The 21,351-nt window shown below is 42.4% G+C and carries 24 protein-coding genes and 2 pseudogenes; 17 read left to right on the forward strand and 9 right to left on the reverse strand.

What is annotated here, in order from left to right; all coding sequences use genetic code 11:
- From FTT68_RS12945 to FTT68_RS12955, 3 genes and pseudogenes are all read left to right on the forward strand, one after another.
- Nucleotides 1-110 (forward strand): annotated as a pseudogene (locus tag FTT68_RS12945) (IS982 family transposase); the annotation flags it as partial.
- Between the two features lie 412 nt (nt 111-522).
- Nucleotides 523-1,251 (forward strand): hypothetical protein, encoded by a 729-nt coding sequence (locus FTT68_RS12950; RefSeq protein WP_180057712.1) that lies wholly within the window; start codon nt 523-525, stop codon nt 1,249-1,251.
- Nucleotides 1,252-1,520: 269 nt separating this feature from the next.
- Nucleotides 1,521-1,919 (forward strand): hypothetical protein, encoded by a 399-nt coding sequence (locus FTT68_RS12955; protein WP_180057714.1) that lies wholly within the window; start codon nt 1,521-1,523, stop codon nt 1,917-1,919.
- Nucleotides 1,920-2,041: 122 nt separating this feature from the next.
- Here the strand turns inward: FTT68_RS12955 and FTT68_RS12960 are convergent.
- Nucleotides 2,042-3,013, reverse strand: a pseudogene (locus FTT68_RS12960) (IS481 family transposase).
- Between the two features lie 80 nt (nt 3,014-3,093).
- On the reverse strand, nt 3,094-4,014 hold the full coding sequence (locus FTT68_RS12965) for a Dyp-type peroxidase (RefSeq protein ID WP_180057717.1): 921 nt from the start codon (nt 4,012-4,014) through the stop codon (nt 3,094-3,096).
- A gap of 158 nt (nt 4,015-4,172) precedes the next feature.
- Here FTT68_RS12965 and FTT68_RS12970 point away from each other — a divergent pair, with 158 nt between their 5' ends.
- Nucleotides 4,173-4,793 (forward strand): LysE family transporter, encoded by a 621-nt coding sequence (locus tag FTT68_RS12970; RefSeq protein WP_180057719.1) that lies wholly within the window; start codon nt 4,173-4,175, stop codon nt 4,791-4,793.
- Between the two features lie 67 nt (nt 4,794-4,860).
- On the opposite strand, the gene znuB is transcribed toward FTT68_RS12970, so the two are convergent.
- The 3 genes from znuB to FTT68_RS12985 are packed head-to-tail and all read right to left on the reverse strand — an operon-like array spanning nt 4,861 to nt 6,926.
- Nucleotides 4,861-5,661 carry a zinc ABC transporter permease subunit ZnuB gene (gene znuB / locus FTT68_RS12975; protein WP_180084132.1) on the reverse strand — a complete coding sequence of 267 codons (801 nt, stop codon included), beginning with the start codon at nt 5,659-5,661 and terminating at the stop codon, nt 4,861-4,863.
- A 3-nt stretch (nt 5,662-5,664) separates the two neighbouring features.
- A complete protein-coding gene (gene znuC / locus FTT68_RS12980; RefSeq protein ID WP_016658981.1) occupies nt 5,665-6,456 on the reverse strand; it encodes a zinc ABC transporter ATP-binding protein ZnuC in 792 nt (263 codons plus the stop codon).
- Nucleotides 6,429-6,926 carry a transcriptional repressor gene (locus tag FTT68_RS12985; RefSeq protein WP_104989262.1) on the reverse strand — a complete coding sequence of 166 codons (498 nt, stop codon included), beginning with the start codon at nt 6,924-6,926 and terminating at the stop codon, nt 6,429-6,431. Before FTT68_RS12985 ends, znuC begins: the two co-directional genes overlap by 28 nt.
- Before the next feature lie 136 nt (nt 6,927-7,062).
- Between FTT68_RS12985 and FTT68_RS12990 the strand changes: the two genes are divergently transcribed.
- The 12 genes from FTT68_RS12990 (at nt 7,063) to FTT68_RS13045 (ending at nt 16,916) form a co-directional block, all read left to right on the forward strand.
- Nucleotides 7,063-7,902 (forward strand): metal ABC transporter solute-binding protein, Zn/Mn family, encoded by an 840-nt coding sequence (locus FTT68_RS12990; protein WP_180084134.1) that lies wholly within the window; start codon nt 7,063-7,065, stop codon nt 7,900-7,902.
- A gap of 171 nt (nt 7,903-8,073) precedes the next feature.
- On the forward strand, nt 8,074-8,472 hold the full coding sequence (locus tag FTT68_RS12995) for an ATP synthase subunit I (RefSeq protein WP_005181400.1): 399 nt from the start codon (nt 8,074-8,076) through the stop codon (nt 8,470-8,472).
- 101 nt (nt 8,473-8,573) lie between these two features.
- Complete coding sequence (gene atpB, locus FTT68_RS13000) at nt 8,574-9,449, forward strand: F0F1 ATP synthase subunit A (protein WP_004970145.1); 876 nt, start codon at nt 8,574-8,576, stop codon at nt 9,447-9,449.
- 86 nt (nt 9,450-9,535) lie between these two features.
- Complete coding sequence (atpE, locus tag FTT68_RS13005) at nt 9,536-9,781, forward strand: F0F1 ATP synthase subunit C (RefSeq protein ID WP_000424060.1); 246 nt, start codon at nt 9,536-9,538, stop codon at nt 9,779-9,781.
- 40 nt (nt 9,782-9,821) lie between these two features.
- Nucleotides 9,822-10,292: a F0F1 ATP synthase subunit B gene (locus tag FTT68_RS13010; protein WP_005181403.1), complete on the forward strand. Its 471-nt coding sequence runs from the start codon at nt 9,822-9,824 to the stop codon at nt 10,290-10,292.
- Nucleotides 10,293-10,304: 12 nt separating this feature from the next.
- Nucleotides 10,305-10,841 (forward strand): F0F1 ATP synthase subunit delta, encoded by a 537-nt coding sequence (locus FTT68_RS13015; RefSeq protein WP_005181408.1) that lies wholly within the window; start codon nt 10,305-10,307, stop codon nt 10,839-10,841.
- A gap of 46 nt (nt 10,842-10,887) precedes the next feature.
- Nucleotides 10,888-12,432 (forward strand): F0F1 ATP synthase subunit alpha, encoded by a 1,545-nt coding sequence (gene atpA / locus FTT68_RS13020; protein WP_005181412.1) that lies wholly within the window; start codon nt 10,888-10,890, stop codon nt 12,430-12,432.
- An 86-nt stretch (nt 12,433-12,518) separates the two neighbouring features.
- Nucleotides 12,519-13,388 carry a F0F1 ATP synthase subunit gamma gene (atpG, locus tag FTT68_RS13025; RefSeq protein ID WP_005181426.1) on the forward strand — a complete coding sequence of 290 codons (870 nt, stop codon included), beginning with the start codon at nt 12,519-12,521 and terminating at the stop codon, nt 13,386-13,388.
- A gap of 26 nt (nt 13,389-13,414) precedes the next feature.
- Nucleotides 13,415-14,809: a F0F1 ATP synthase subunit beta gene (gene atpD, locus FTT68_RS13030; RefSeq protein WP_104490036.1), complete on the forward strand. Its 1,395-nt coding sequence runs from the start codon at nt 13,415-13,417 to the stop codon at nt 14,807-14,809.
- A 26-nt stretch (nt 14,810-14,835) separates the two neighbouring features.
- Nucleotides 14,836-15,255 (forward strand): F0F1 ATP synthase subunit epsilon, encoded by a 420-nt coding sequence (locus FTT68_RS13035; RefSeq protein ID WP_005181432.1) that lies wholly within the window; start codon nt 14,836-14,838, stop codon nt 15,253-15,255.
- A 96-nt stretch (nt 15,256-15,351) separates the two neighbouring features.
- Nucleotides 15,352-16,299, forward strand: coding sequence for a hypothetical protein (locus FTT68_RS13040; protein ID WP_180084137.1), 948 nt, complete (start codon nt 15,352-15,354; stop codon nt 16,297-16,299).
- Between the two features lie 11 nt (nt 16,300-16,310).
- Nucleotides 16,311-16,916, forward strand: coding sequence for a hypothetical protein (locus FTT68_RS13045; protein WP_180084139.1), 606 nt, complete (start codon nt 16,311-16,313; stop codon nt 16,914-16,916).
- A gap of 18 nt (nt 16,917-16,934) precedes the next feature.
- Here FTT68_RS13045 and FTT68_RS13050 read toward each other — a convergent pair whose 3' ends face one another.
- From FTT68_RS13050 to FTT68_RS13065, 4 genes are all read right to left on the reverse strand, one after another.
- Nucleotides 16,935-17,369 (reverse strand): AAA family ATPase, encoded by a 435-nt coding sequence (locus tag FTT68_RS13050; protein ID WP_180084141.1) that lies wholly within the window; start codon nt 17,367-17,369, stop codon nt 16,935-16,937.
- 67 nt (nt 17,370-17,436) lie between these two features.
- The gene (locus FTT68_RS13055) at nt 17,437-18,435 is read right to left on the reverse strand and encodes a pirin family protein (RefSeq protein WP_180084143.1); all 999 of its coding nucleotides are present in this window, start codon (nt 18,433-18,435) and stop codon (nt 17,437-17,439) included.
- Nucleotides 18,436-18,554: 119 nt separating this feature from the next.
- A complete protein-coding gene (locus FTT68_RS13060; RefSeq protein WP_127800678.1) occupies nt 18,555-19,163 on the reverse strand; it encodes a hypothetical protein in 609 nt (202 codons plus the stop codon).
- Between the two features lie 182 nt (nt 19,164-19,345).
- Nucleotides 19,346-19,888 carry a glutathione peroxidase gene (locus tag FTT68_RS13065; protein WP_104484688.1) on the reverse strand — a complete coding sequence of 181 codons (543 nt, stop codon included), beginning with the start codon at nt 19,886-19,888 and terminating at the stop codon, nt 19,346-19,348.
- Nucleotides 19,889-20,216: 328 nt separating this feature from the next.
- On the opposite strand from FTT68_RS13065, the gene FTT68_RS13070 reads away from it, so the two are divergent.
- Entirely contained in the window at nt 20,217-21,128 is a 912-nt protein-coding gene (locus FTT68_RS13070; protein WP_005181447.1) for a DMT family transporter, read from the forward strand.
- The last annotated feature ends 223 nt before the right edge of the window (nt 21,129-21,351 follow it).

A 21,351-nucleotide genomic window follows, 5' to 3' on the forward strand; every position in this document is an offset into this window, starting at 1 on the left:
AAGCACGTAGTCTTCATGGATTTCTGAGTGGAATTTACGCCTCACTATGTGCATATCAATTAACCCATCAAAATAAGCCAACAATTCAAATTAAGGAATCATCGGCTTAAGCAGGATCCGGGTTAAACTAAACTATTTTGAAGTTGTTGATAATAATGAAAATACAAGAATGTTAAATTTTGATTTTATTGAATATATAAATAATATTAATGAAAATGTATTAAATGAGTGTGGTAAATAAAATTAATAAATATTTATAAGTGTGTTGATTGAAATTAGGTGCTATATTGTAGTATTTTTAAGCTATAAATATTCTTTAGGAGGATTTGGTGGTTGAAAATAGATATAGTGCGCATAATTATATTTATCAAATTAAGTCGGTATTTTTAAATAATAAAATATTTTAGAGGTATATAAAAATCCTGGAGTAGAGTTAGTCTCAGAGGTAATATTAGTATAGATAATAATTATCGGGGAGAATCGGATATTTTAATTTAAAGTAAGAGTTTTTGAGGAGGAGTAATGAGACCAGTATTAACCATAGGAAAAAAATTGGAAAAATTTTTTATATTGTTCTTATTAATTTTTTCAAGTGGTTTGTTTGCGAAAGATGTCTTAGTGGAAGAAAATAATAATATTTACTATAAAAAAGGGAGAGAAAAATTTTATTTATTTAATGGTATTAACTACTGTTATAATAAGAATGGTTTTTGGTTAGAGAAAATAAATAATAGTGAGTCTAAATATCTGGTAGTGAATTACACAGAGGATTGCAACCCAAGTGGTCAATACAGGATTTTTGAGATATCTTCTAAAGAGGTAAAAGAGTTTTATTTGAGTCCATTATACGATCCAGAATTTAAAAAAAATAGAATTATTGAAAGGTTTAAAGATGGAGCAATAAGCTATAAAAGAATATATCTTTTAGAGTCTGGGAAATATATATTGAAAGAAGAATGGAGGACTTTAGCTCCAAACTTAAATTTAACTACTTTTTTTTCAAATCCTAATAATATTTATGTATTGAAGAGTGACTTAGGTAAAATAGTCGAGAAAGTTGAAGTATCCTCAAGAAAGGCTTTTTTATTTGATCAATATTTTAATAAGAAAAGATCTTATTTAATTAATGGGGATATTGTAAGGATAAAAAATATTGTAAAAAATAAAGATGAATTTTACTTAAATATTGAATATTTAAGTATGGGTGGGAAAGTAGTAAAAGGTTATATATTGATATCTGATATTTTGTGATTTTTCATTTTAACAGGTTATGTGGATTTTGAAACGGCTTTTTACTCCAAAGGCTTAATATGTATTAATTATTAGGGTAGTTTATGTGATTTTAGTATAAATTAATTTTGTCAAATATTGATAAAAAATAAGACAGGAAAATTATCATAATTATAGTTTTTATTGAAATTTACCCAATATTAAGGGGGGAATTAATATAAATAATATAGAAGCTTTAATTAATGTATCTGGAACAACAAAAATGAAAGAGTTAGCTAGGAGAAAGCTAAGTGTTTAGGAATACTATATTTATAATAATTTATTTATTTTCAATGATATCTTATGCGAGAACAAGTGAAATATCGATATCTCAAGTTTACTATTGTCTAAAGGATGATACATCGAAGATAGAAATTGCTTTTGATAGATACAACTCTAGAATAATCCATAGACCTTTTACTTCCTTTTATAAGTTAAAGGAAGTAAAAACTGTTATTTATGATGATGAGTCAAAAGCATTGGAAACAACCTATAAAGAATTAGAGGATAATAGAGAGGTAGCCAGTTTTACGTTTATCTCAAAAGGTAATGAATTTTGGGGGGCAACATATACGCCAATTAATAAAGAAGTTAAAGATCTCGATGAAACTAGATTTAATTTAAATAAAATTAACGCAACCTGTTTTTGAAATTAATATTTAATTTAAATATCACTCTGAGAAATTAAACGCTAGCTGATAACTTTAAATTATTTGTACTAGCTCAAACCTGATCTGACAGTTACCCATTTTTTATTGTGCCTGTGTGTGATTCATAGAGATCGTTTCAATTTAGCGATCTCTAAATCCATCTTGTAATTGGCGTGTTGAATCCGTTCATTTGATGGGTTGTATTGCTTCTGGACCTCATCAGAGAAAGGGGTTTCTTCACATAATTCAAAGTACCTTTCCATCGGTGTTTTACCTTTCAAAGCTGAATGTGGTCTCATCCAGTTATAGTAATGCTGCCATTCGGCTAGCTTGTCTTGGATATCTTTAGAATTAATATCGACAGTAGCGTAAAACTCAGATTTATCAGTCTTTTGAGAACGCTCTACCTTGCCATTCAAATGAGGTGAACCTGGTTTATTTGGCCTAAATTTGACTCCATGCTGCATCAATTTTTTCTGTACTTTTTCAGCAAAGAATTCTCGCCCTCGATCGGTCTGTATTCACTGTATGGGAAAAGGCATTTCTTCAATTACGCAGTCTAAAAAGTCGAGAGTATTCGCTGCTGTTCGGCGTTTATATATCCTTAAAACGCGATATCGTGTGCAGTCATCGATAGATGTGTATTGATATATTCCAGGACCCAATTTACAGGTATCCATTTGAATTCTATCGCCTGGTAATGGGCGTTCATAACGAATGAAATCTACTTTACGACGGAATTTTTTAATCGGTTTGACTTGATGGGTGGATAGTACTTTATGGATAGTCGCTAAGGACAACGAGACTCCGTGTAGCCTCATCAATTCTGTTTGCAAACGTCGAGCACCAAGATTTCTAGCCGAGCGCATTTCTAATATTAAAGCTTCTAGCTCAGCATTGATTTTAGTATTTGGCGATTTTAAGGGACGTTTACTCTGACTACTTAATCCATCAATACCTTGTTCAGAATATCGTTTCCACCACTTGCGTAACGTTGGTCTAGAAATGCCACATCTCCGACAAACTAGGCCAGCATCATTGGTCTCTTCAAATAATTTAACCCATACGAGTCTTTGTTGAATTTCTCTGTTCATAGACACCCATTATATTGAAATGATGTCTATGAATCACACAAATTATTACTAAAAAAGCCGACTCTCGTCGGCTTTATAAATTATCCTTCCAGCACTGTTTCCAGCAACTCTTCACTTGGAGCGAAGTAGTAAGCGCCATCTAAAGCGGTCACAAAATGCAGTAAACGGTCATGAATACCATCTCCCGAGGTGCCAAACATACGCTCAAGCATCGCATCCAGAATGGTTAAATCCTTGGTATAGGCAATAAAGAATAAGCCTTGGTCACCTTGCCCATCCCCATACGGTAGGGAATGACGCAGAATTTCCATTTCTTCACCTTCATCATCTTCAACTACGGTACGGGCGACGTGGGCATTGTCAGGTTTCACCTCATCATCTAGCTCAATCGACTCAAGTTTGGTGCGACCCATCACTTGTTCTTGTGCATCGACTTTCAGACGTTTCCATTTATCTAAATCATGTGCATAACGCTGGGCAAAGACAAAGGAACCATCTTCAAAAATGCCGGCATTTTCGCCCAGTAAAGCGACTTCAGCACGGTCATCCGGGAATTGCGGGTTTTCTGTGCCATCAATAAAGCCGGTCATGTCGCGGCCATCAAAATAGCGGAAGCAGACCCGCTCATCCAGAACATCAACCTGATCCTGAATACCCTCAAAGAAAGACTGGCTCAGGGCAAAACAGATATCCGCACGGGCACTGGCAATATGAATGAGTACATCTGCCGGTACGACAGGCATCTGGAATGCGCCTTCAATCGGTTGTAACTGCTTAAAGCCAGCTGGAGTTTGGGAGTACAGTTGTGCCCAAAGTTCAGGTCCAAAGGCCACGGCAGTTTTAATTTGTGCATGAGGATGCTGGGTAATCAGGCGATCACGGGTATTAAAAAGATCAGCTAATTTTTCTTTTAATTGCTCAAGAGTTAAATCTTTTAAACGTAAAACAATAAAACGGGCATGATCTGAAGGTAATGGCAAGATTACAGATTGAGCTGTCATTCATGGCTCCTAAGTTTTTAATAATCAATCACTAAAACTATTGTGCCTGAACCGGTAGCAGCTTAACAGTCTCTGGATCAGATTTTTATTGCCGCTTTACTGCGCACTTAAAAGATGAATCGTCATATAATAATCTGTCATTTTTGTGGTGAATTACCATGTCTTATCAGATTTGGCTGGCCTATATGCTGGCCTGTTGGGTGATTAGTGTGTCGCCGGGCGCAGGTGCGATTGCCTCGATGTCGAGTGGGCTGAATTACGGTTTTCGTCATGGTTACTGGAATGCCATCGGGCTGCAACTGGCGCTGCTGGTACAGATTGCGATTGTGGCGGCCGGCGCGGGCGTGCTATTTGCGACCACGCCTTGGGCTTTTCTGGCAGTGAAATGGTTCGGGGTAGCGTATCTGCTGTATCTGGCCTATCTGCAATGGAAAGCGCCGGTACACTCGATTGAAATCCGGGAGGATTTACCACAGAAATCAGCTGGACGACTGCTGCTGAACGGTTTTCTGGTGAATATGAGCAATCCGAAAGCGATTGTATTTTTGCTGGCTGTCTTGCCACAATTTCTGGATTTATCCAAACCGCAGTGGATTCAATATCTGATTATGGCAGCAACCATGATTACGATCGATCTGATTGTGATGGCGGGCTATACCGGCCTGGCAGCTAAGGTTTTAAGATTGTTAAAGTCACCGCGTCAGCAGAAAGTCATGAACCGGACGTTTGCCGGTCTGTTTGCTGGTGCTGCATTTTTATTAAGTCTGGTGCATCAGTAATAGATGTTGATTTTCCCCTCTCAATGATAAAGAGGAGAGGGCTAGATGGAACCTTTCGGTTGATTGTTTAGGCCAGTTTTTTAAATTTCTGCATGGTAAAGATCAGGACAAAAATCACCGCCATGGTCAGCACAATAGTCAGACCGGTCGAGGTATTTAAGCCGGCGCTGGACCATAAACCAACCGTTACCCCAATTTGTGCAATCACAAAAGCCCAAATCACCATCTGTTTCGGAGAATGCGCCAGCAGTCGTGCCGTGAGCGCCGGAATCACCAGCAGCGCACCCATCAATAGCGAGCCGACCGCGCGTAATGCCAGAACCGTAAACAGGGCCAGCAGCAACATAAAAATCAGACGTTGCCACTGGGCATGAATACCTTCACTGGCGGCAATATCCGGATCAATGGCAATCTGAATCTGGGCTTGCCAGTATTTGTATAAAACGCTCAGTGCACCGGCAATCACCAGCGCAAAGATGGGTAAATCAGCCCAGGAGATCGTGAGCAGATCACCAAACAGGTAGCTGAGCAGTTCCGGGCGCAGGCTTGGAATGTGCTGGATAAACAGTAGACCGGAGCAGAGCAGGGTCGCAGAGCATAAGGCCAGCAGGGCATCATTCGGTAAGCGCGGATCATGCAGAATCCAAAGAATACCAACCAGTAATAAGGCTAAAAATGTAACGCCCATCCACAGCGGTAAGCTCAAGGCGCCGGCAATGGCCACGCCTAATAAGGTGCCATGTGCCATGGTATCGGCAAAAAAAGACATCCGGCGCCACAGCATCAGACAGCCGAGTGGCGCGGTCAGAAACACCAGTAAAGTGCCCATGATCCAGGCCGGAAGTAATAACGATAACCAATCCATCATGGTTTAGACTTCCGGTTCAGGGTGAATATGGGGACGGGAATCATGCTGACACGGCTCGGCATGGTCGCCATGCGCACAATGATCATGATGATGCTGATAGAACACCCGGTTGGTACCAAAAATGGCCTGATATTCCGGATGCTGCTGCACGCTTTCGGGCAAGCCGCTACAGCAAATGTGTTTATTTAAACATACCACCCGATGCGTGCCTTGCATGACCCATTGCAGATCATGTGAGACCATCAGCACGGCACAGCCATATTTTTCTGGTAGGCTACGCACATAGTCATACAGCTCGGCTTCCGACTGGATATCCAGCCCCTGCATTGGTTCATCCAGCACCAGCACATCGGGTTGGCGCAATAAGGCGCGGGCCAGTAATACCCGCTGCCGTTCACCACCTGACAATTGCTGCACTTTGGAATTTTCCAGCTTGGCAATACCGGTATCGCGGATAATTTCTGCTTTTAACGTGCTGCTACATTTTTCTAAAGCCAGCAGATCCTTGACCCTTAACGGCAAGCTGTGTGAAGGATTGAATTTCTGCGGCACATAGGAGAATTTTAGTTTTTTATCGGCCAGTACTTTGCCAGCCGTGGGTTTGACAATACCGAGCATGACTTTAATCAGCGTCGATTTGCCGGCACCATTCGGACCAATGAGCGTGACAATTTCTTTCTCATGCAAAGAGAAATCGACCTGTTTTAAAATATCACGCTCATCAATCCGGACTTGAATCTGTTCAAGGCGAATCAGCGGCGCAGGACTTAGCGTTTGCTGGCGCAGTGCTGACATAAACCAGAAATCTCGATAATACTGTGATGGGCGGTGAAGTGGTCCGAAGCCGACAGCTCTGCCAGTTGCTGCAGTAAACCCTGCGCAGAAGCTTCTTTGACCACTTTGCATTCGGTGCAAATTAAAAACGCCGCCTGATGGCCTTCGCGCGGATGGCAGCAGGGAATATAGGCATTAATAGAAGTTAAACGGTGAATCAGCCCTTTTTCTAATAAAAAGTCGAGGGTGCGGTACACGGTTGGTGGTGCCGCCGGACGATCTGACTCACTTTTAATTTTGGCCAGCAGGTCGTATGCCCCCATCGGGCCCGAGGCATTTAAAATCAGTTCCAGCACTTCACGACGAAGCGGGGTCAGGCGAGCACCTGTGGCGGCACAGAGACTTTCGGCTTCAGCAAGACGCTGCTCAATATTTTGATGGTCGTGCACGCCATGTAATGTATCATGATGTTCATGAGAACATAAGCTCATAGCTACCCCAAGGAAATGTAGGAGGAAAATCGGACATTAAATTTTAACATGAAGTATAGTCAGATTCGATTATACATAGGTATTTTTGTTATTTTGTTATAATATAACATCTATCCTGTTTTATGATTTTGCGCTCATGTCCCGTTTTTTCGCCTTCTGTGCTCTGGCTTTGTTCAGTACCTTGAGTTGGTCTCAAAGTCTTGTCATTTCGACACAGCCGATTTATCTGATTGCCAAGGAAATTACACAAGGCATAGAAACTCCAACCTTATTATTGGCCGACCAGACCGGTCATGATGTCAGTCTGACTCCTGCGCATCGCAAGACCATTCAGGATGCAGGTCTGGTGATCTGGCTGGGCAAAGCGCATGAAGCGCCTCTAGAAAAACTGTTCAGCAATCAGAGCAAAGCCATTTCATTGCTAGATTCTGGCATTCTGCAAACGCTACCGCAGCGTAGCCCTCGTGGTGCAGCATTAAAAGATACGGTCGACTCCCATGTCTGGCTTGATCCGAACAATGCCATCCGTATCGGCTTTTTTATTGCGGCCTTGCGTTCCCAGCAGGTGCCTGAGCAGCGTGAACAGTACTGGGCCAATGCCCGTGCCTTTGCTCAAGAGCTGCTATTGACCGCAGACAAGTTTAAAAGCAAAACTTCGGCTAAAGCCTACTGGTCTTATCATGATGCCTATCAATATCTGGAACGTCCGCTGAACCTGAAGTTTGCCGGCGCGCTGACCCATGATCCGCATGTCGCTCCGACGGTGGCGCAAATTAAACATATGAATGATCATCGTCCAAACAAAAAAATGTGTTTACTGGCCGAAGGCCATGCCAGCAAAAGCCAGTATCAGCGCCTGAACCCGATTGTGTTTCAAATGGTCGACGAAAGTATGAGTGGGGCAGGGGACTTTGTGCAGGCCTGGCAGAAATTGGCCACCCAAACGCAAAAATGTGTAATAAATGCGCAAAAATAGCGCATTTTGGCGGCAAATTTGAATTATGACAATACGGTTACAGTTGTGCAAAAAAATACGACTAAGATCGGGAAAAGATTGCATGTTCAGGGGTGTAACTCTATAATGCCTGCGATAAAAAACGATCATCAGTTAAACTTGTCAAGCATTTATGCTGTGAGTGGAAAGTAAATGAGCCGAACTAGTCGCTTGATTGACCGACGATTAGCGAAAGCTTTGGTCTTCTTGCAAGCATTCATGATACCTGTTGCTGCATTGATTGCCTGGATATTCAAAGATGCTACAGCCGCCTTGAGTGCCGCACTTGGTGCATTGGTATGCTGGGTTGCAAGTTGTTATTTTTCCTGGCAGTCGTTCCGCGCAGCAGGCGCGAGAGCATCTAAACAAGTTCTGTCGAACATGTATAGGGGCATGCTCGGTAAGTTTGCGATTGTGATCGTAGGATTCATTTTAATTTTAAGCAATGTCGAGCCGTTGTCTCCGGTTGCATTGTTTTGTGGTTTTATTCTCGTTCAGGCCATGTCGTGGGTCGCTCCGTTTTGGGTGTCACGTCTACAAAAACGAGTATAGGCGCAGCAAAAATTGAAAAGTTTTTAGGAGATGAGCGAGATATCAAGCAGCACGCGATATTCGTTCCCTCTTTTGTTTTTGACATTGACCAGGTGTGATTTATGGCTGCTGAAGAACATGCCCTTACTTCGACCGAGTATATCAAGCATCACTTGACCAACATGACGTACGGCAAAATGCCAGACGGTTCATGGAAGTTGGCTGAGTCTGCTGAAGAAGCTCAACAGATGGGGTTCACTGCTATTCACTTGGATTCAATGGGTTGGTCTATCGGACTTGGTCTGATCTTCTGTTTATTGTTCTGGATTGTCGCGAAAGCTGCAAATTCAGGCGTGCCTGGTAAATTCCAGTCAGTAATTGAAGTGATTATCGAGTTTGTAGATTCAAGTGTACGTGATACCTTCCATGGGAAGTCTCGATTAATTGCACCCTTAGCATTAACCATTTTCGTGTGGATTTTCCTCATGAACTTGATGGATTTAATCCCTGTTGACTTTATTCCTTATGTAGCTCAACAGGCGATTGCATCTATGCTGGGTGTGGACCCTCATCAGGTTTACTTTAAAATTGTTCCGACTACAGATCCAAACATTACCTTAGGTATGTCTATTTCTGTATTCTTCTTAATTATTTTCTATAGTATTCGTGAGAAAGGTGTTGGCGGCTTCGTTGGTGAGTTGGCACTTAACCCATTTAACCCAAGTAATCCAGTTGCTAAAGTGCTTTTAATTCCATTCAACTTATTGTTGGAATTGACTACTTTCTTGGCGCGACCAGTTTCATTGGCTCTACGACTGTTCGGTAACATGTATGCGGGTGAGTTAATCTTCATTCTTATCGCGTTATTACCGTTCTGGATCCAGTGGGCATTGTCTGTGCCTTGGGCGATTTTCCACATTTTGATTATTACGCTACAAGCATTCATTTTCATGATGTTGACAATCGTGTACATGAGCATGGCAAGCGAAAAGCATTAATGGTATGGCCTAACTGTCATCGGGCGGTTGGGCACACAATTTTTTAACTTAATTTGGTATAAAACCTAACCTCTGAGGAATTTTTCATGGAACTCACTTTAGGTCTAGTTGCAATTGCATCTGCTATCTTGATCGCTTTCGGTGCTTTAGGTACTGCGATTGGTTTTGGTCTTTTGGGCGGTCGCTTCCTTGAAGCTGTTGCACGTCAGCCAGAATTGGCTCCACAACTTCAAACTCGTATGTTCTTAATCGCGGGTCTTCTTGATGCTGTGCCTATGATCGGTGTTGGTATTGGCTTGTTCTTCATCTTCGCTAATCCATTTGTAGGTTAATCAGCTTAATTCCCAAAAATCCACTATTTGAGGAATAGCAATGAATATCAACCTCACATTGATTGGCCAAGCGATTGCATTTGCGATTTTCGTCGCATTCTGCATGAAGTTTGTATGGCCACCACTAATCAATGCGATTAGTGAGCGTCAGCGTCGCATCGCTGATGGCTTAAATGCTGCTGAAAAAGCAAAAGCTGACCTTGCTGATGCGCAAGCACAAGTTAAGGCAGAGCTAGATGCAGCGAAAGCACAAGCGGCTCAATTGATCGAACAAGCGAACCGTCGTGCAGCACAATTGGTCGAAGAAGCGCGTACTCAAGCATCTGCTGAAGGTGAGCGTATCCGTCAACAGGCGAAAGAAGCTGTTGATACTGAAATCAATGCTGCTCGCGAAGAATTACGTCAACAAGTCGCTGCTTTGGCAGTTGCCGGTGCTGAGAAAATTCTTAGCCAGCAAGTTGACGCAGAAGCTCACAATGCCATGCTGAACCAGCTGGCTGCTAAACTTTAAGCGAGGCGAAATATGGCTGAACTCTTGACGTTGGCACGCCCATATGCGAAAGCAGCATATGCTTATGCCTCTGAGCAAAGTGCAACTGACAGTTGGTCACAAGCACTAGCATTGCTCAGTGCTGCGGTACAAGACGAAGCATTTTCAGCTTACTTAAATCGCCCTGAGCTTACTCCTGCAGAGCAGGTGAGTGTTTTTGCAAAAGTTTTAGGTGAAGACCAGACTGCAGCATTGTCAAATTTTTTGACTTTGCTTGCTGAAAATGATCGTTTGTCTTTAATGCCTGAAATTCAAGCAGAATATGAACAGCTCAAATCACAGAATAACAACAATGTGGACGTCGTAATTGAATCGGCTTTCCCATTGTCTGCTGACCAGGAACAAGTGTTGAAAGCGGCGCTGGAAAAGCGTTTCAACAGCACGGTTTCTATTGTAGTAGAAGTCAACCCGGCGTTAATCGCGGGTGTTGTTATTCGTGCAGGCGACCAAGTGATAGATGATTCTGCGCTTAACAAGCTTGAAAAAATGCGGACTCGTCTTCTTGCGTAATTGCATATAAGAAGACTGAACTTTAAAAAGATTGAGGTATAGCGCAATGCAACAACTGAATCCATCCGAGATCAGTGCGCTCATTAAACAGCGTATCGGCGATCTGGACACCAGCGCGACCGCTAAAAACGAAGGTACCATTGTTATGGTATCCGACGGTATTGTGCGCATTCACGGTCTTGCTGATGCAATGTACGGTGAAATGATCGAATTCGACGGCGGCTTATACGGTATGGCACTGAACCTAGAACAGGATTCAGTGGGCGTCGTTGTTTTAGGTAACTACTTAGGCCTTCAAGAAGGTCAAAAAGCTCGTTGTACAGGTCGTGTATTAGAAGTTCCGGTTGGTCCAGAACTTTTAGGCCGTGTCGTAGATGCTTTGGGTAACCCAATTGATGGTAAAGGCCCAATTGATGCGAAATTAACTGATGCTGTAGAAAAAGTAGCACCAGGCGTAATTTGGCGTCAATCAGTGGATCAACCTGTACAAACTGGTTATAAATCAGTAGATACAATGATCCCAGTTGGCCGTGGTCAGCGTGAGTTGATCATTGGTGACCGTCAGACTGGTAAAACAGCTATGGCGATCGATGCGATCATCGCTCAGAAAAACTCTGGCATTAAGTGTGTATACGTAGCAATTGGTCAAAAACAATCGACTATCGCGAACGTAGTACGCAAGCTGGAAGAAACTGGCGCTATGGCGTATACCACTGTTGTAGCAGCAGCTGCAGCTGATCCAGCAGCAATGCTGTATCTGGCGCCTTATGCTGGCTGTACAATGGGCGAATACTTCCGTGATCGTGGTGAAGACGCGTTAATTATTTATGATGATTTGTCTAAGCAAGCTGTTGCTTACCGTCAAATTTCATTGCTTCTTCGTCGTCCACCAGGTCGTGAAGCTTACCCAGGTGACGTATTCTATCTACATTCTCGTCTACTTGAACGTGCTTCTCGCGTATCTGCTGATTATGTTGAGAAATTCACTAACGGTGAGGTTAAAGGCCAAACTGGTTCATTAACTGCATTGCCGATTATTGAAACTCAAGCAGGTGACGTATCTGCATTCGTACCGACTAACGTAATTTCGATTACTGATGGTCAGATCTTCCTTGAAACATCATTATTCAACGCGGGTATTCGTCCTGCGGTGAACGCCGGTATTTCTGTATCGCGTGTTGGTGGTTCGGCTCAAACGAAGATCATCAAAAAATTGTCTGGTGGTATCCGTACCGCTTTGGCGCAATACCGTGAATTGGCAGCGTTTGCTCAGTTCGCTTCTGACCTTGACGAAGCAACTCGTAAGCAACTTGAACATGGTCAACGCGTAACTGAGTTAATGAAGCAGAAACAATATGCGCCTTACTCAATTGCTGACCAGGCTGTTTCAGTTTATGCATCTAACGAAGGCTACATGGCTGACGTTGAAGTGAAGAAAATCGTAGACTTTGATGCTGCGTTAATTTCTTACTTCCGTTCAGAGCACGCTGCGTTAATGCAACAAATCGATGAAACTGGTGATTACAACAAAGACATCGAAGCTGCAATCAAAGCAGGTATTGAAAGCTTTAAAGCGACTCAAACTTACTAATTTAGCACTTTGCTAATTAGTGTTGGTTTGGTTCACGGATCAACCTTCGAGGGCTCGAAAGGGCCTTCGAATACTAGGTTAAGCGTATGGCAAACTTAAAAGAAATTCGCGCCAAAGTAGCTAGCATCAAGAGCACGCAGAAGATTACTCGAGCGATGCAAATGGTAGCTGCTTCTAAGATGCGTCGTGCGCAAGAGCGCATGGCTCAAGGCCGTCCGTATGCCGAAAATATGCACCGTGTAATTGCTCATTTGGTACAAGCGAATCCTGAATATAAACACCGTTATATGGTTGAACGTCCTGTGAAGCGCGTTGGCTATATCATTGTTTCTTCAGATCGTGGTTTGGCAGGCGGTTTGAACATTAACCTGTTCAAAAAAGTGGTCAAACACGTACAACAGCAACAAGAGCAGTCAATTGAAGTTCAATTTGCTTTAATTGGTCAAAAAGCGGTTTCGTTTTTTAAAAACTACGGCGGTAAAGTACTAGGTGCAACTACAAACGTAGGTGATACACCAAGTCTTGAACAGTTATCTGGTTCTGTACAGGTGATGTTAGACGCTTATGATAAAGGCGAGTTAGATCGTATTTATCTGGTGTCCAACGGCTTTGTCAATGCCATGACTCAAAATCAAAAAATCGAACAGCTTGTTCCTTTAGCAGCTGCTGAAGAAGACAAGACCCTGAACCGTCAATACGGTTGGGACTATATCTATGAACCAGAAGCAGAAGAACTGCTGAATGGTTTATTGGTTCGTTATATTGAGTCTGTGGTGTATCAAGGTGTGATTGAAAACATCGCTTGTGAGCAATCTGCACGTATGGTCGCAATGAAAGCTGCGACAGATAACGCAGGTGAGCTTATCAAGAACCTACAACTTATTTATAACAAGCTGCGTCAAGCCGCGATTACTCAGGAAATTTCTGAGATCGTTGGTGGTGCCGCTGCCGTTTAACATTATTTTGAATTGAGGAGACAGCAATGAGTAGCGGTCGTATCATTCAGATCATCGGCGCGGTTATCGACGTCGAGTTTGAACGCAACAGCGTTCCTAAGATCTATGACGCTCTTCACGTTGATGGCACTGAAACTACTTTAGAAGTTCAGCAACAACTTGGTGACGGCGTTGTACGTACAATTGCGATGGGATCTACTGAAGGTCTTAAACGTGGTTTGAACGTAACTAACACTAACGCGCCGATCTCTGTACCAGTAGGTACAGCGACACTTGGTCGTATCATGGACGTTCTTGGTCGCCCTATCGACGAAGCTGGTCCAGTTGCAACTGAAGAGCGTTTACCAATTCACCGTCAAGCGCCTTCTTATGCAGAACAAGCGGCTTCTACTGACCTTCTAGAAACTGGTATTAAAGTCATTGACTTACTTTGCCCGTTCGCGAAAGGTGGTAAAGTTGGTCTGTTCGGTGGTGCCGGTGTTGGTAAAACTGTAAACATGATGGAGTTGATCAACAACATCGCTAAAGCGCACTCAGGTTTATCTGTATTCGCTGGTGTTGGTGAGCGTACTCGTGAAGGTAACGACTTCTATCACGAGATGAAAGACTCTAACGTTCTAGACAAAGTAGCAATGGTCTACGGTCAGATGAACGAGCCACCTGGTAACCGTTTACGCGTAGCGTTGACTGGTCTGACTATGGCTGAGTACTTCCGTGATCAAAAAGACGAAAACGGTAAAGGCCGTGACGTATTATTGTTCGTTGACAACATCTACCGTTATACACTAGCAGGTACTGAAGTATCAGCACTTCTAGGCCGTATGCCATCTGCAGTAGGTTATCAGCCTACACTTGCAGAAGAGATGGGTGTTCTTCAAGAACGTATTACATCAACTAAGTCTGGTTCGATTACGTCTATCCAAGCGGTATACGTACCTGCCGATGACTTAACAGATCCATCGCCTGCTACAACGTTCGCTCACTTGGACGCAACTGTTGTATTGAGCCGTGACATCGCTTCTCAAGGTATTTACCCTGCGATCGATCCACTTGACTCTACTTCACGTCAGCTAGATCCACTTGTAGTAGGTACTGAGCATTACGAAATCGCTCGTTCAGTTCAAAACGTTCTTCAACGTTATAAAGAATTGAAAGACATTATCGCAATTCTTGGTATGGACGAATTGTCAGAAGAAGACAAACTTACTGTATACCGTGCACGTAAGATCCAACGTTTCTTCTCTCAACCGTTCCACGTAGCTGAAGTGTTTACTGGTGCTCCTGGTAAACTTGTACCGCTTAAAGAAACGATTCGTGGCTTTAAAGGTCTTCTAGCTGGTGAATACGATCACATCCCAGAACAAGCGTTCTATATGGTTGGTGGTATTGACGAAGTGATTGCTAAAGCCGAGAAACTTTAATTAGCTACCTAATTTAGGAGGTTCTCATGGCGACTATGCAATGTGACGTTGTAAGTGTTCAGGAGTCTTTGTACTCTGGCACTGTAACTATGCTAATTGCAAAAGGTGCTGGCGGTGAGTTGGGTATTATGCCTGGCCACGCTCCGCTGGTAACTTTGCTCCAACCTGGCGCGATCCGCGTTATTTTGGAAAATGGTACAGAAGAATTAATCTATGTATCTGGTGGTGTTCTAGAAGTTCAACCGCACGTTGTTACGGTTCTTGCAGATACTGCAGTCCGTGCAGAAAACTTGGATGAAGCGGCAATTATTGAAGCGCGTAAACACGCTGAACAATTGCTGGCGAATCAAAAGAGCGATTTGGACGCTGCTGCTGCTTTGGCTGCTTTGGCAGAAACTGCTGCACAGTTGGAAACGATCCGCAAAATCAAAAACCGCGCAATGTAATTGCTGGTTTAAGATTGAAAAAACCACCCGAAAGGGTGGTTTTTTTATTTATAATAGTAAAGGATAAATAAATTTATAATTTTTAAGGGGAAAATTTTGCATTCAATTAGTCCATATTTGGTAAAAGTTTACAATCCAACTCTAGAAATCGATGTGGCAGGTAAGAAAAAAATCGGTGCTAATAGTCAACTGAATGACATAAATGGAAAAGATTTATTCGATTTAATAAAAAAATTTATAACATCACATAATTCTAAATTTGAAAAAGTTGCCGATCAAAGTCGAAAAAAAGTTTATAAATTTTTAAATGTAACTGCACTTAATAAAGAGAGAATAATTTATGGATGGTTTCTTGAGGGAGAATATGGTCTCGAAAAAGAAATTATTGATATAAATAGTTCGGATGTGGAATTCACTAGAAGATTAGATAACGCTGAAATAACAAAGCATTTTTTCTACATAAATTTACCTTTATCGTCACGCTATGGCTTAGCTTTACTACATAATTTTAATGGTCATGGGATGAAAACAACATTTCATGATGAAATAATTGCTTTCACAAGACCTAAAATAAGTTGTGTAATAACTATGACTCCATTGTCTGATGAGACATCTCTAAAGAATTGGAGTAAAGCTGTAGCTAAAGAAATCAAATTAAATAAATTTAAAGTACAGGATGATATAACCGATACAATCACTGATTTAGGTTATGAGGAGGCTCCAGCAACACTTACACTTAAGCCACCTGTACGTGGCGGAAATTTTGGTACTCTTTCTGAGTTATTTTCAAGAAAAAAGATTGATAATCCTCAAAAGAAATTAAAGGCTGTTGAAGTTTTAACTGAACATTGTAAAGAAGTAAGAACAGTATTCGAATTGAATGGTAAAAGAAGAACATTCAAGATAGGAAATGGAGTTGCGAATGTTCTTTGTGAAATTGAGGCTCCAGAGGAACTATTGGGAAACCCAACTCCAACTCTTGAAGAGCTTCAAGAGTGGGCTTTTGAGGTTGCTGAGGAGTTTTCTTCCGAGATTACTCCTTAAGGAGATGTAACATGAGTAAAAAAATAAGCGTTATAAACATCTGTAATCAGCATTTTAAAACCTTAAATATTAGAGATATGGTCAGCTTTTTTGGTTTACCTATAGTGCTTGTAATTCTTGCGCTTATGTTAGATATCAGATTATTCAAAGACACATTATCTCTATTAGTAAGTTTTGGATCCATTTTTACAGCTCTTTTACTTTCATTATTAGTACTTATTTTTGATCAGGAAACAAAGTTGGATGAAAAGGCTGACTTATGGAATAGTAATAATTTAACAATCCCACTATTCAAAAAAAGGAAAGAGCTACTTGGTCAATTGTACTCAAATATTTCATTTTCAATTATTTGTGCTCTAACATTAGTAATAGCTTGTTTGGTTTTATCGCAACTTTTAAGTTATAAGCTACCTTCACAGTCTAATATATTGATATCTAATTGGTTTTTAAATCCTCTAGTAGTATTTTTATTGACTCTAACAGCTTTAAATATATTCATGATTCTTAAAAGAATTCATACGTTATTAACAGTTAAGCCAGAAGATGGTCTCCTTATTAAAAGATCTAATCATTTATCTGATTCAAATAATGACGATAATGAAGAGACATTAGCTTAAGCTTTCAAAAGGAGTTTGTTATTTATTAATAGCAAACTCCCCATTCCCCACAATATTAACCTTAAACACATCATCAAACCCTTCATCCAAACTCGGAACTTCAAGCTTCTTATAGGTTGCTCGAACACCCACTTCAGGAATATTGGCTTTGCCTTCACGGTAACTATTACGTTCTAAGGTACTTTTTAAATCCGTTTCAAAATAATAAGAAATCACTTCAAAACCAGCATCCTTCGCTCTTTGAATATAGCGCGCTCGGTCAGCTTTGGTCGGGTTGGTATTATCAATCACTGTCTTGGTTTTAGAGACTAAACAGGCTTCAAAAATCATATTTCCCCGATGTCGTGTTTTTAGCATATCTAAATTGATCCGCAAATGACTATGCGCCAAATTCAGCAGATAAAAGCTCGATTTTCCTGAAGCTTGCACGCCAGTAAAAATAATCAATTGCATAGAAATTTAGTCATAAAAAAGCCCAAAGTGAATGACACAATAGGCGGTTTTTATTCAGTTTGGCAAGTTAAAGCTGTTCAGGATATTCCTTATGCTCACCACCCTGATAAGTCGCAAAACGTGGCTGCTTGCGTTCAAACACCGGTGCTGGACTCGGCCATGGCCATTCACCGAAATGGGTGTCGCGGTAACGTTTAAAGGCAGCGTTCAGTTCATCTTCACTATTTAGTACAAAAGGCCCGCGCATGGCTACCGGTGCACCAATTGGTTCACCTTCAAGCCATAGAATCCGGGATTCGAGTAGTCCACCTTTTAAATGAATCTCGGCATCCGATTTCAATTCGGCCAAATGTTTCACGTCCATCTGCTGACCTTCAAGCTCTAAACTCTTACCCTGATAGAAATAACAGAAGCGGGTCGAACTGGCGCTGGTGGCTGGAATGGTCACTTCAGCTTCGGGCGCTAAGGTAATCAGGTAAATATTCACCTTGTTTTCAGCCGGCGCTGCCCATGAATGGGGTGGGCGTGGCAGGGCATCGGTTTCTTTAAATTGACCGGAAATCACCCGGATATCAGCTTTCTGGCCTGCCGCATTGGCTTCAATTACATGCGGAATCTGCTCGCACCATAACATTTTATAATCAGCTGGCTGTTGCTTCTGCTCAGGCGATGAATTAAACCAGATCTGGAACAGTTCCATTGGGTTGGCTTGGTCTTCATGCACGAGTGGAAACATCTCGCAGTGTTCGACGCCATTGCCGGTGGTCAGCCATTGCACATCTCCAGCGGCATAGCGACCGGCATTGCCGAGTGAATCAAAATGATCGACCACACCTTGTTCCACTAAGGTAATGGTTTCAAAACCGGTATGTGGGTGCTCAGGGAAACCGGGCACCACATTGCCATAATACATATTGTATTCTTTATTTTGTGGTGACGTTTGCGGACCCAGTTGGGCATTGCCAGCCGGAAAATGATCCAGATGATGGGCACAGAAGATAAACGGATCTTTCAGATCTAAACGGAATGTCACCGGTACAACAGAATAAATCAGTGGATGCTGCATGGCAGACCTCTTATTTTTAAATGAACGCATTATTTTTTTAAATTTTAACCATCAGAATCAGACCAGAAACTGTCTGAATCAGACAAGCTCACCACCCAGATGGGCAGTGAGCCCGAGGATCAGGATTCAGTTGCTGCCTGATTTTCAGTGTCAGTGTTTGCGCTTTCAGTATTTTCAGCATTCTCTGACTGTAACAGGATGCTGGCCAGTTTCACCATCTCAGATTGTACTGTGCCCATCTGCTGCTGAATTTTGGCAAAGTCGACTTTGCTGAGGTCAATCTGACCATTTAAAAATGGCGAAGCCAGAACCTGTTCATTGGCTTGCAGAATGTTCTGGCGAATATTGTCAATTTCCTGACTTTTTAAATTCAAACTGTTTAAGGCGCTATTAAAGCCCTGTAATTGCTGTTGCAATTTGCTGGCTGCGCTTTGTAGCTGTTGATGATCCTGACTGTTGACGGCCTGTTGCAGCTCGGTCTGGGTCTGGCGTAACTGCTCGACATACTCACCGGCTTTCAGCTGCATATCGGCCACATCGCGCACAATATAAAACATATTGCCGCTTTTTAAATCGGCTTGTGGCGCAGGGCTTTGCTGCTGGGAGGTGATTTCAGTGTCCGGATCGGCTTCCGAAACCGGAGCGCTGGGCTGGTCACAACCGACCAGAAGTAGAGCTGAAGTCAGCAGGCCAAAGGGCAGGAGAAAATGGGAAAAGGCGCGTTTCATGGCAAGATCAATCACAATTTTTATCTTGCAGTTTAATATAGGGGCTTTAATTAAATAAAAAACAGATTGTTGCAAAGCAATAACAATTTTCCAGGGCAAACAGGCGGTGTGATGAGCGTGGCTTATGGATGTCTAGATCTATAAAAAAAGAGGGCCGCGACCCTCTTTGTTACTGTAAACAATTAACGCGCCAGTTCGGCATTAATCGCATCGACAATACGTGGGTCATCGGCCTGAATGTCTGGGGCAAAACGTGCCACCACTTCACCTTCTTTATTGACCAGGAATTTTTCGAAGTTCCACAGCACTTCAGGTGGTTCATTTGGGGTCAGACCATAATCCACCAGATCTTTCCACCATGGGCCTTCACCAATCCGTTCTGGAATGGCCTGGGTCAGACGAGCATATAGCGGATGTTTATCTTCACCCACCACTGAAATTTTGGCGAATAACGGGAAATCTACCTGATAATTCAGCGAACAGAACTGCTGGATTTCTTCATTGCTGCCGGGTTCCTGCGCCAGAAAGTCATTGGCCGGGAAGCCCAGAATTTCCAGACCTTGTTCTTTTTTCTGCTGATAAAGCTTTTGCAGACCTTCATATTGCGGCGTCAGACCGCATTTAGAAGCCACGTTTACAATCAGCAGCACCTTGCCTTGATACTGGTTCAGTGTGGTTTCTTCACCCTGAATGGTCACGACCGGAATGTCATATACAGATGCCATGTGTTTATCCTAAAGTGATTTATTGTCGTTCTCTGTTGTAACGGGCTTTGCCCAATCCCGCAAGACCTATTGCTGCGGCTTTTGGCAGATTTTTGTATAGCGCTGTGTCAATGCGGCATATTTTAAGCAGGTGCGGAATCCCAGCAAAGAGGAGTGATGGAGCAATTTGAACGCAGCACAAGATTTCACCATCGCGAACTGCCCCAAAGCAGTTAAATTGGACTAGAATGAGGGCACAAGGAAAGTTTAAAAATAAAGTGAAAAGGCATTCATTCAGCGCAGGAAGCAGCGTCTGCTTCAGGCCGATCGACTCAACAAGGAACAGAATATGACACAGCAAGAAAAAATGCTGTCTTGGGCCATTCTTTTACCGGTCAGCGCGGTACTGATCTGGTCACTGAATATTGTCGTGACCCGCTATGTGACCGACTTTATCTCGCCGGTGAGCATCAGTTTTTATCGCTGGTTTTTTGCCTTTCTGATTCTGACCCCGTTTATTTTGCCGCGGGTGATCCGTGAACGCGCCCTGATTGTACCGCATCTGAAACAGCTGGCAGTGCTGAGTGCCTTTGGACTGGTGCTGTATCAGGGACTGGCCTATACCGCTGCGCATTACACCACCGCCACCAATATGGGCATTATTAATGCCTTTATTCCGATTTTTACCATTTTTGTGTCGATGCTGATTCTGCGCGATATTCCGAATCGCTACGCCATTATTGGCAGCCTGTTGTCCTTTGCCGGGCTAATCTATGTGATGGGGCAGGGCAATCCTTGGGGCTTGCTGCATGCCGGTGGTCAGTGGGGCGATCTGCTGATGATTATTGCCGTGTTTTTCTATGCCTTTTACGGGGTTTTTCTGAAAAAATGGCAGCTGCAGATTCCGTTAATGCTGAGCCTGTATGTGCAGATTCTGTTTGCACTGCTGTATCACCTGCCGTTTGTGGCCTGGTTGGGTCTTGATGCTATCAATATGGCCAATGCCGGCAGCGTGATCTACGCCAGTATTTTTCCTTCATTAATTGCCCCTTTGGTGTGGATGATGGCGATTCAGCGTCTGGGACCGAACCGCACCAGTATCTTTATGAACCTGATGCCGGTGTTTACCGCTTTAATTGCCTTTGTCTGGTTAAAAGAGGCCTGGACCATTTATCACAGTATTGGTGGGGCGATTATTCTGTTCGGAATTGTGCTGGCCCAGAAAAAAACTGTGGCGCCAGTGCTGCTGAAAGCTAAATAATTGCCTAAAAAACGAACAAATAAACTTAATTTTTTGCTTGAATGATCTCGTGAATAAAGGCAAATAGACTTTAGTGGAGGAGAGTAGCTTTTAGCTTCTTTAAAAAGCACTTTAAAAAGAGCAAGATAATTTGAACTTTTTTCAAATAATGGTTGATTAATCATAGGTTTAAGCTGCTTTTTAAGAGCTAAAATATATTTGTTTTTTTTAAACTGTTCACCCA

This window comes from Acinetobacter sp. Q85-2, from assembly GCF_013420555.1.
Classification (GTDB): domain Bacteria; phylum Pseudomonadota; class Gammaproteobacteria; order Pseudomonadales; family Moraxellaceae; genus Acinetobacter; species Acinetobacter indicus.

Excerpts from the sequence above, each read along its gene's own strand:
- FTT68_RS13045 (WP_180084139.1), top strand. The coding sequence starts at position 16,311 with ATGAGTAAAAAAATAAGCGTTATAAACATCTGTAATCAGCATTTTAAA.
- FTT68_RS13065 (WP_104484688.1), bottom strand. The coding sequence starts at position 19,888 with ATGGCATCTGTATATGACATTCCGGTCGTGACCATTCAGGGTGAAGAA.
- FTT68_RS13035 (WP_005181432.1), top strand. The coding sequence starts at position 14,836 with ATGGCGACTATGCAATGTGACGTTGTAAGTGTTCAGGAGTCTTTGTAC.
- atpE (WP_000424060.1), top strand. The coding sequence starts at position 9,536 with ATGGAACTCACTTTAGGTCTAGTTGCAATTGCATCTGCTATCTTGATC.
- FTT68_RS13010 (WP_005181403.1), top strand. The coding sequence starts at position 9,822 with ATGAATATCAACCTCACATTGATTGGCCAAGCGATTGCATTTGCGATT.
- FTT68_RS13060 (WP_127800678.1), bottom strand. The coding sequence starts at position 19,163 with ATGAAACGCGCCTTTTCCCATTTTCTCCTGCCCTTTGGCCTGCTGACT.
- znuC (WP_016658981.1), bottom strand. The coding sequence starts at position 6,456 with ATGTCAGCACTGCGCCAGCAAACGCTAAGTCCTGCGCCGCTGATTCGC.
- atpD (WP_104490036.1), top strand. The coding sequence starts at position 13,415 with ATGAGTAGCGGTCGTATCATTCAGATCATCGGCGCGGTTATCGACGTC.
- FTT68_RS13070 (WP_005181447.1), top strand. The coding sequence starts at position 20,217 with ATGACACAGCAAGAAAAAATGCTGTCTTGGGCCATTCTTTTACCGGTC.
- atpG (WP_005181426.1), top strand. The coding sequence starts at position 12,519 with ATGGCAAACTTAAAAGAAATTCGCGCCAAAGTAGCTAGCATCAAGAGC.
- atpA (WP_005181412.1), top strand. The coding sequence starts at position 10,888 with ATGCAACAACTGAATCCATCCGAGATCAGTGCGCTCATTAAACAGCGT.
- atpB (WP_004970145.1), top strand. The coding sequence starts at position 8,574 with ATGGCTGCTGAAGAACATGCCCTTACTTCGACCGAGTATATCAAGCAT.
- FTT68_RS12965 (WP_180057717.1), bottom strand. The coding sequence starts at position 4,014 with ATGACAGCTCAATCTGTAATCTTGCCATTACCTTCAGATCATGCCCGT.
- FTT68_RS12950 (WP_180057712.1), top strand. The coding sequence starts at position 523 with ATGAGACCAGTATTAACCATAGGAAAAAAATTGGAAAAATTTTTTATA.
- FTT68_RS12970 (WP_180057719.1), top strand. The coding sequence starts at position 4,173 with ATGTCTTATCAGATTTGGCTGGCCTATATGCTGGCCTGTTGGGTGATT.
- znuB (WP_180084132.1), bottom strand. The coding sequence starts at position 5,661 with ATGATGGATTGGTTATCGTTATTACTTCCGGCCTGGATCATGGGCACT.
- FTT68_RS12985 (WP_104989262.1), bottom strand. The coding sequence starts at position 6,926 with ATGAGCTTATGTTCTCATGAACATCATGATACATTACATGGCGTGCAC.
- FTT68_RS12995 (WP_005181400.1), top strand. The coding sequence starts at position 8,074 with ATGAGCCGAACTAGTCGCTTGATTGACCGACGATTAGCGAAAGCTTTG.
- FTT68_RS12990 (WP_180084134.1), top strand. The coding sequence starts at position 7,063 with ATGTCCCGTTTTTTCGCCTTCTGTGCTCTGGCTTTGTTCAGTACCTTG.
- FTT68_RS13050 (WP_180084141.1), bottom strand. The coding sequence starts at position 17,369 with ATGCAATTGATTATTTTTACTGGCGTGCAAGCTTCAGGAAAATCGAGC.
- FTT68_RS13015 (WP_005181408.1), top strand. The coding sequence starts at position 10,305 with ATGGCTGAACTCTTGACGTTGGCACGCCCATATGCGAAAGCAGCATAT.
- FTT68_RS13055 (WP_180084143.1), bottom strand. The coding sequence starts at position 18,435 with ATGCAGCATCCACTGATTTATTCTGTTGTACCGGTGACATTCCGTTTA.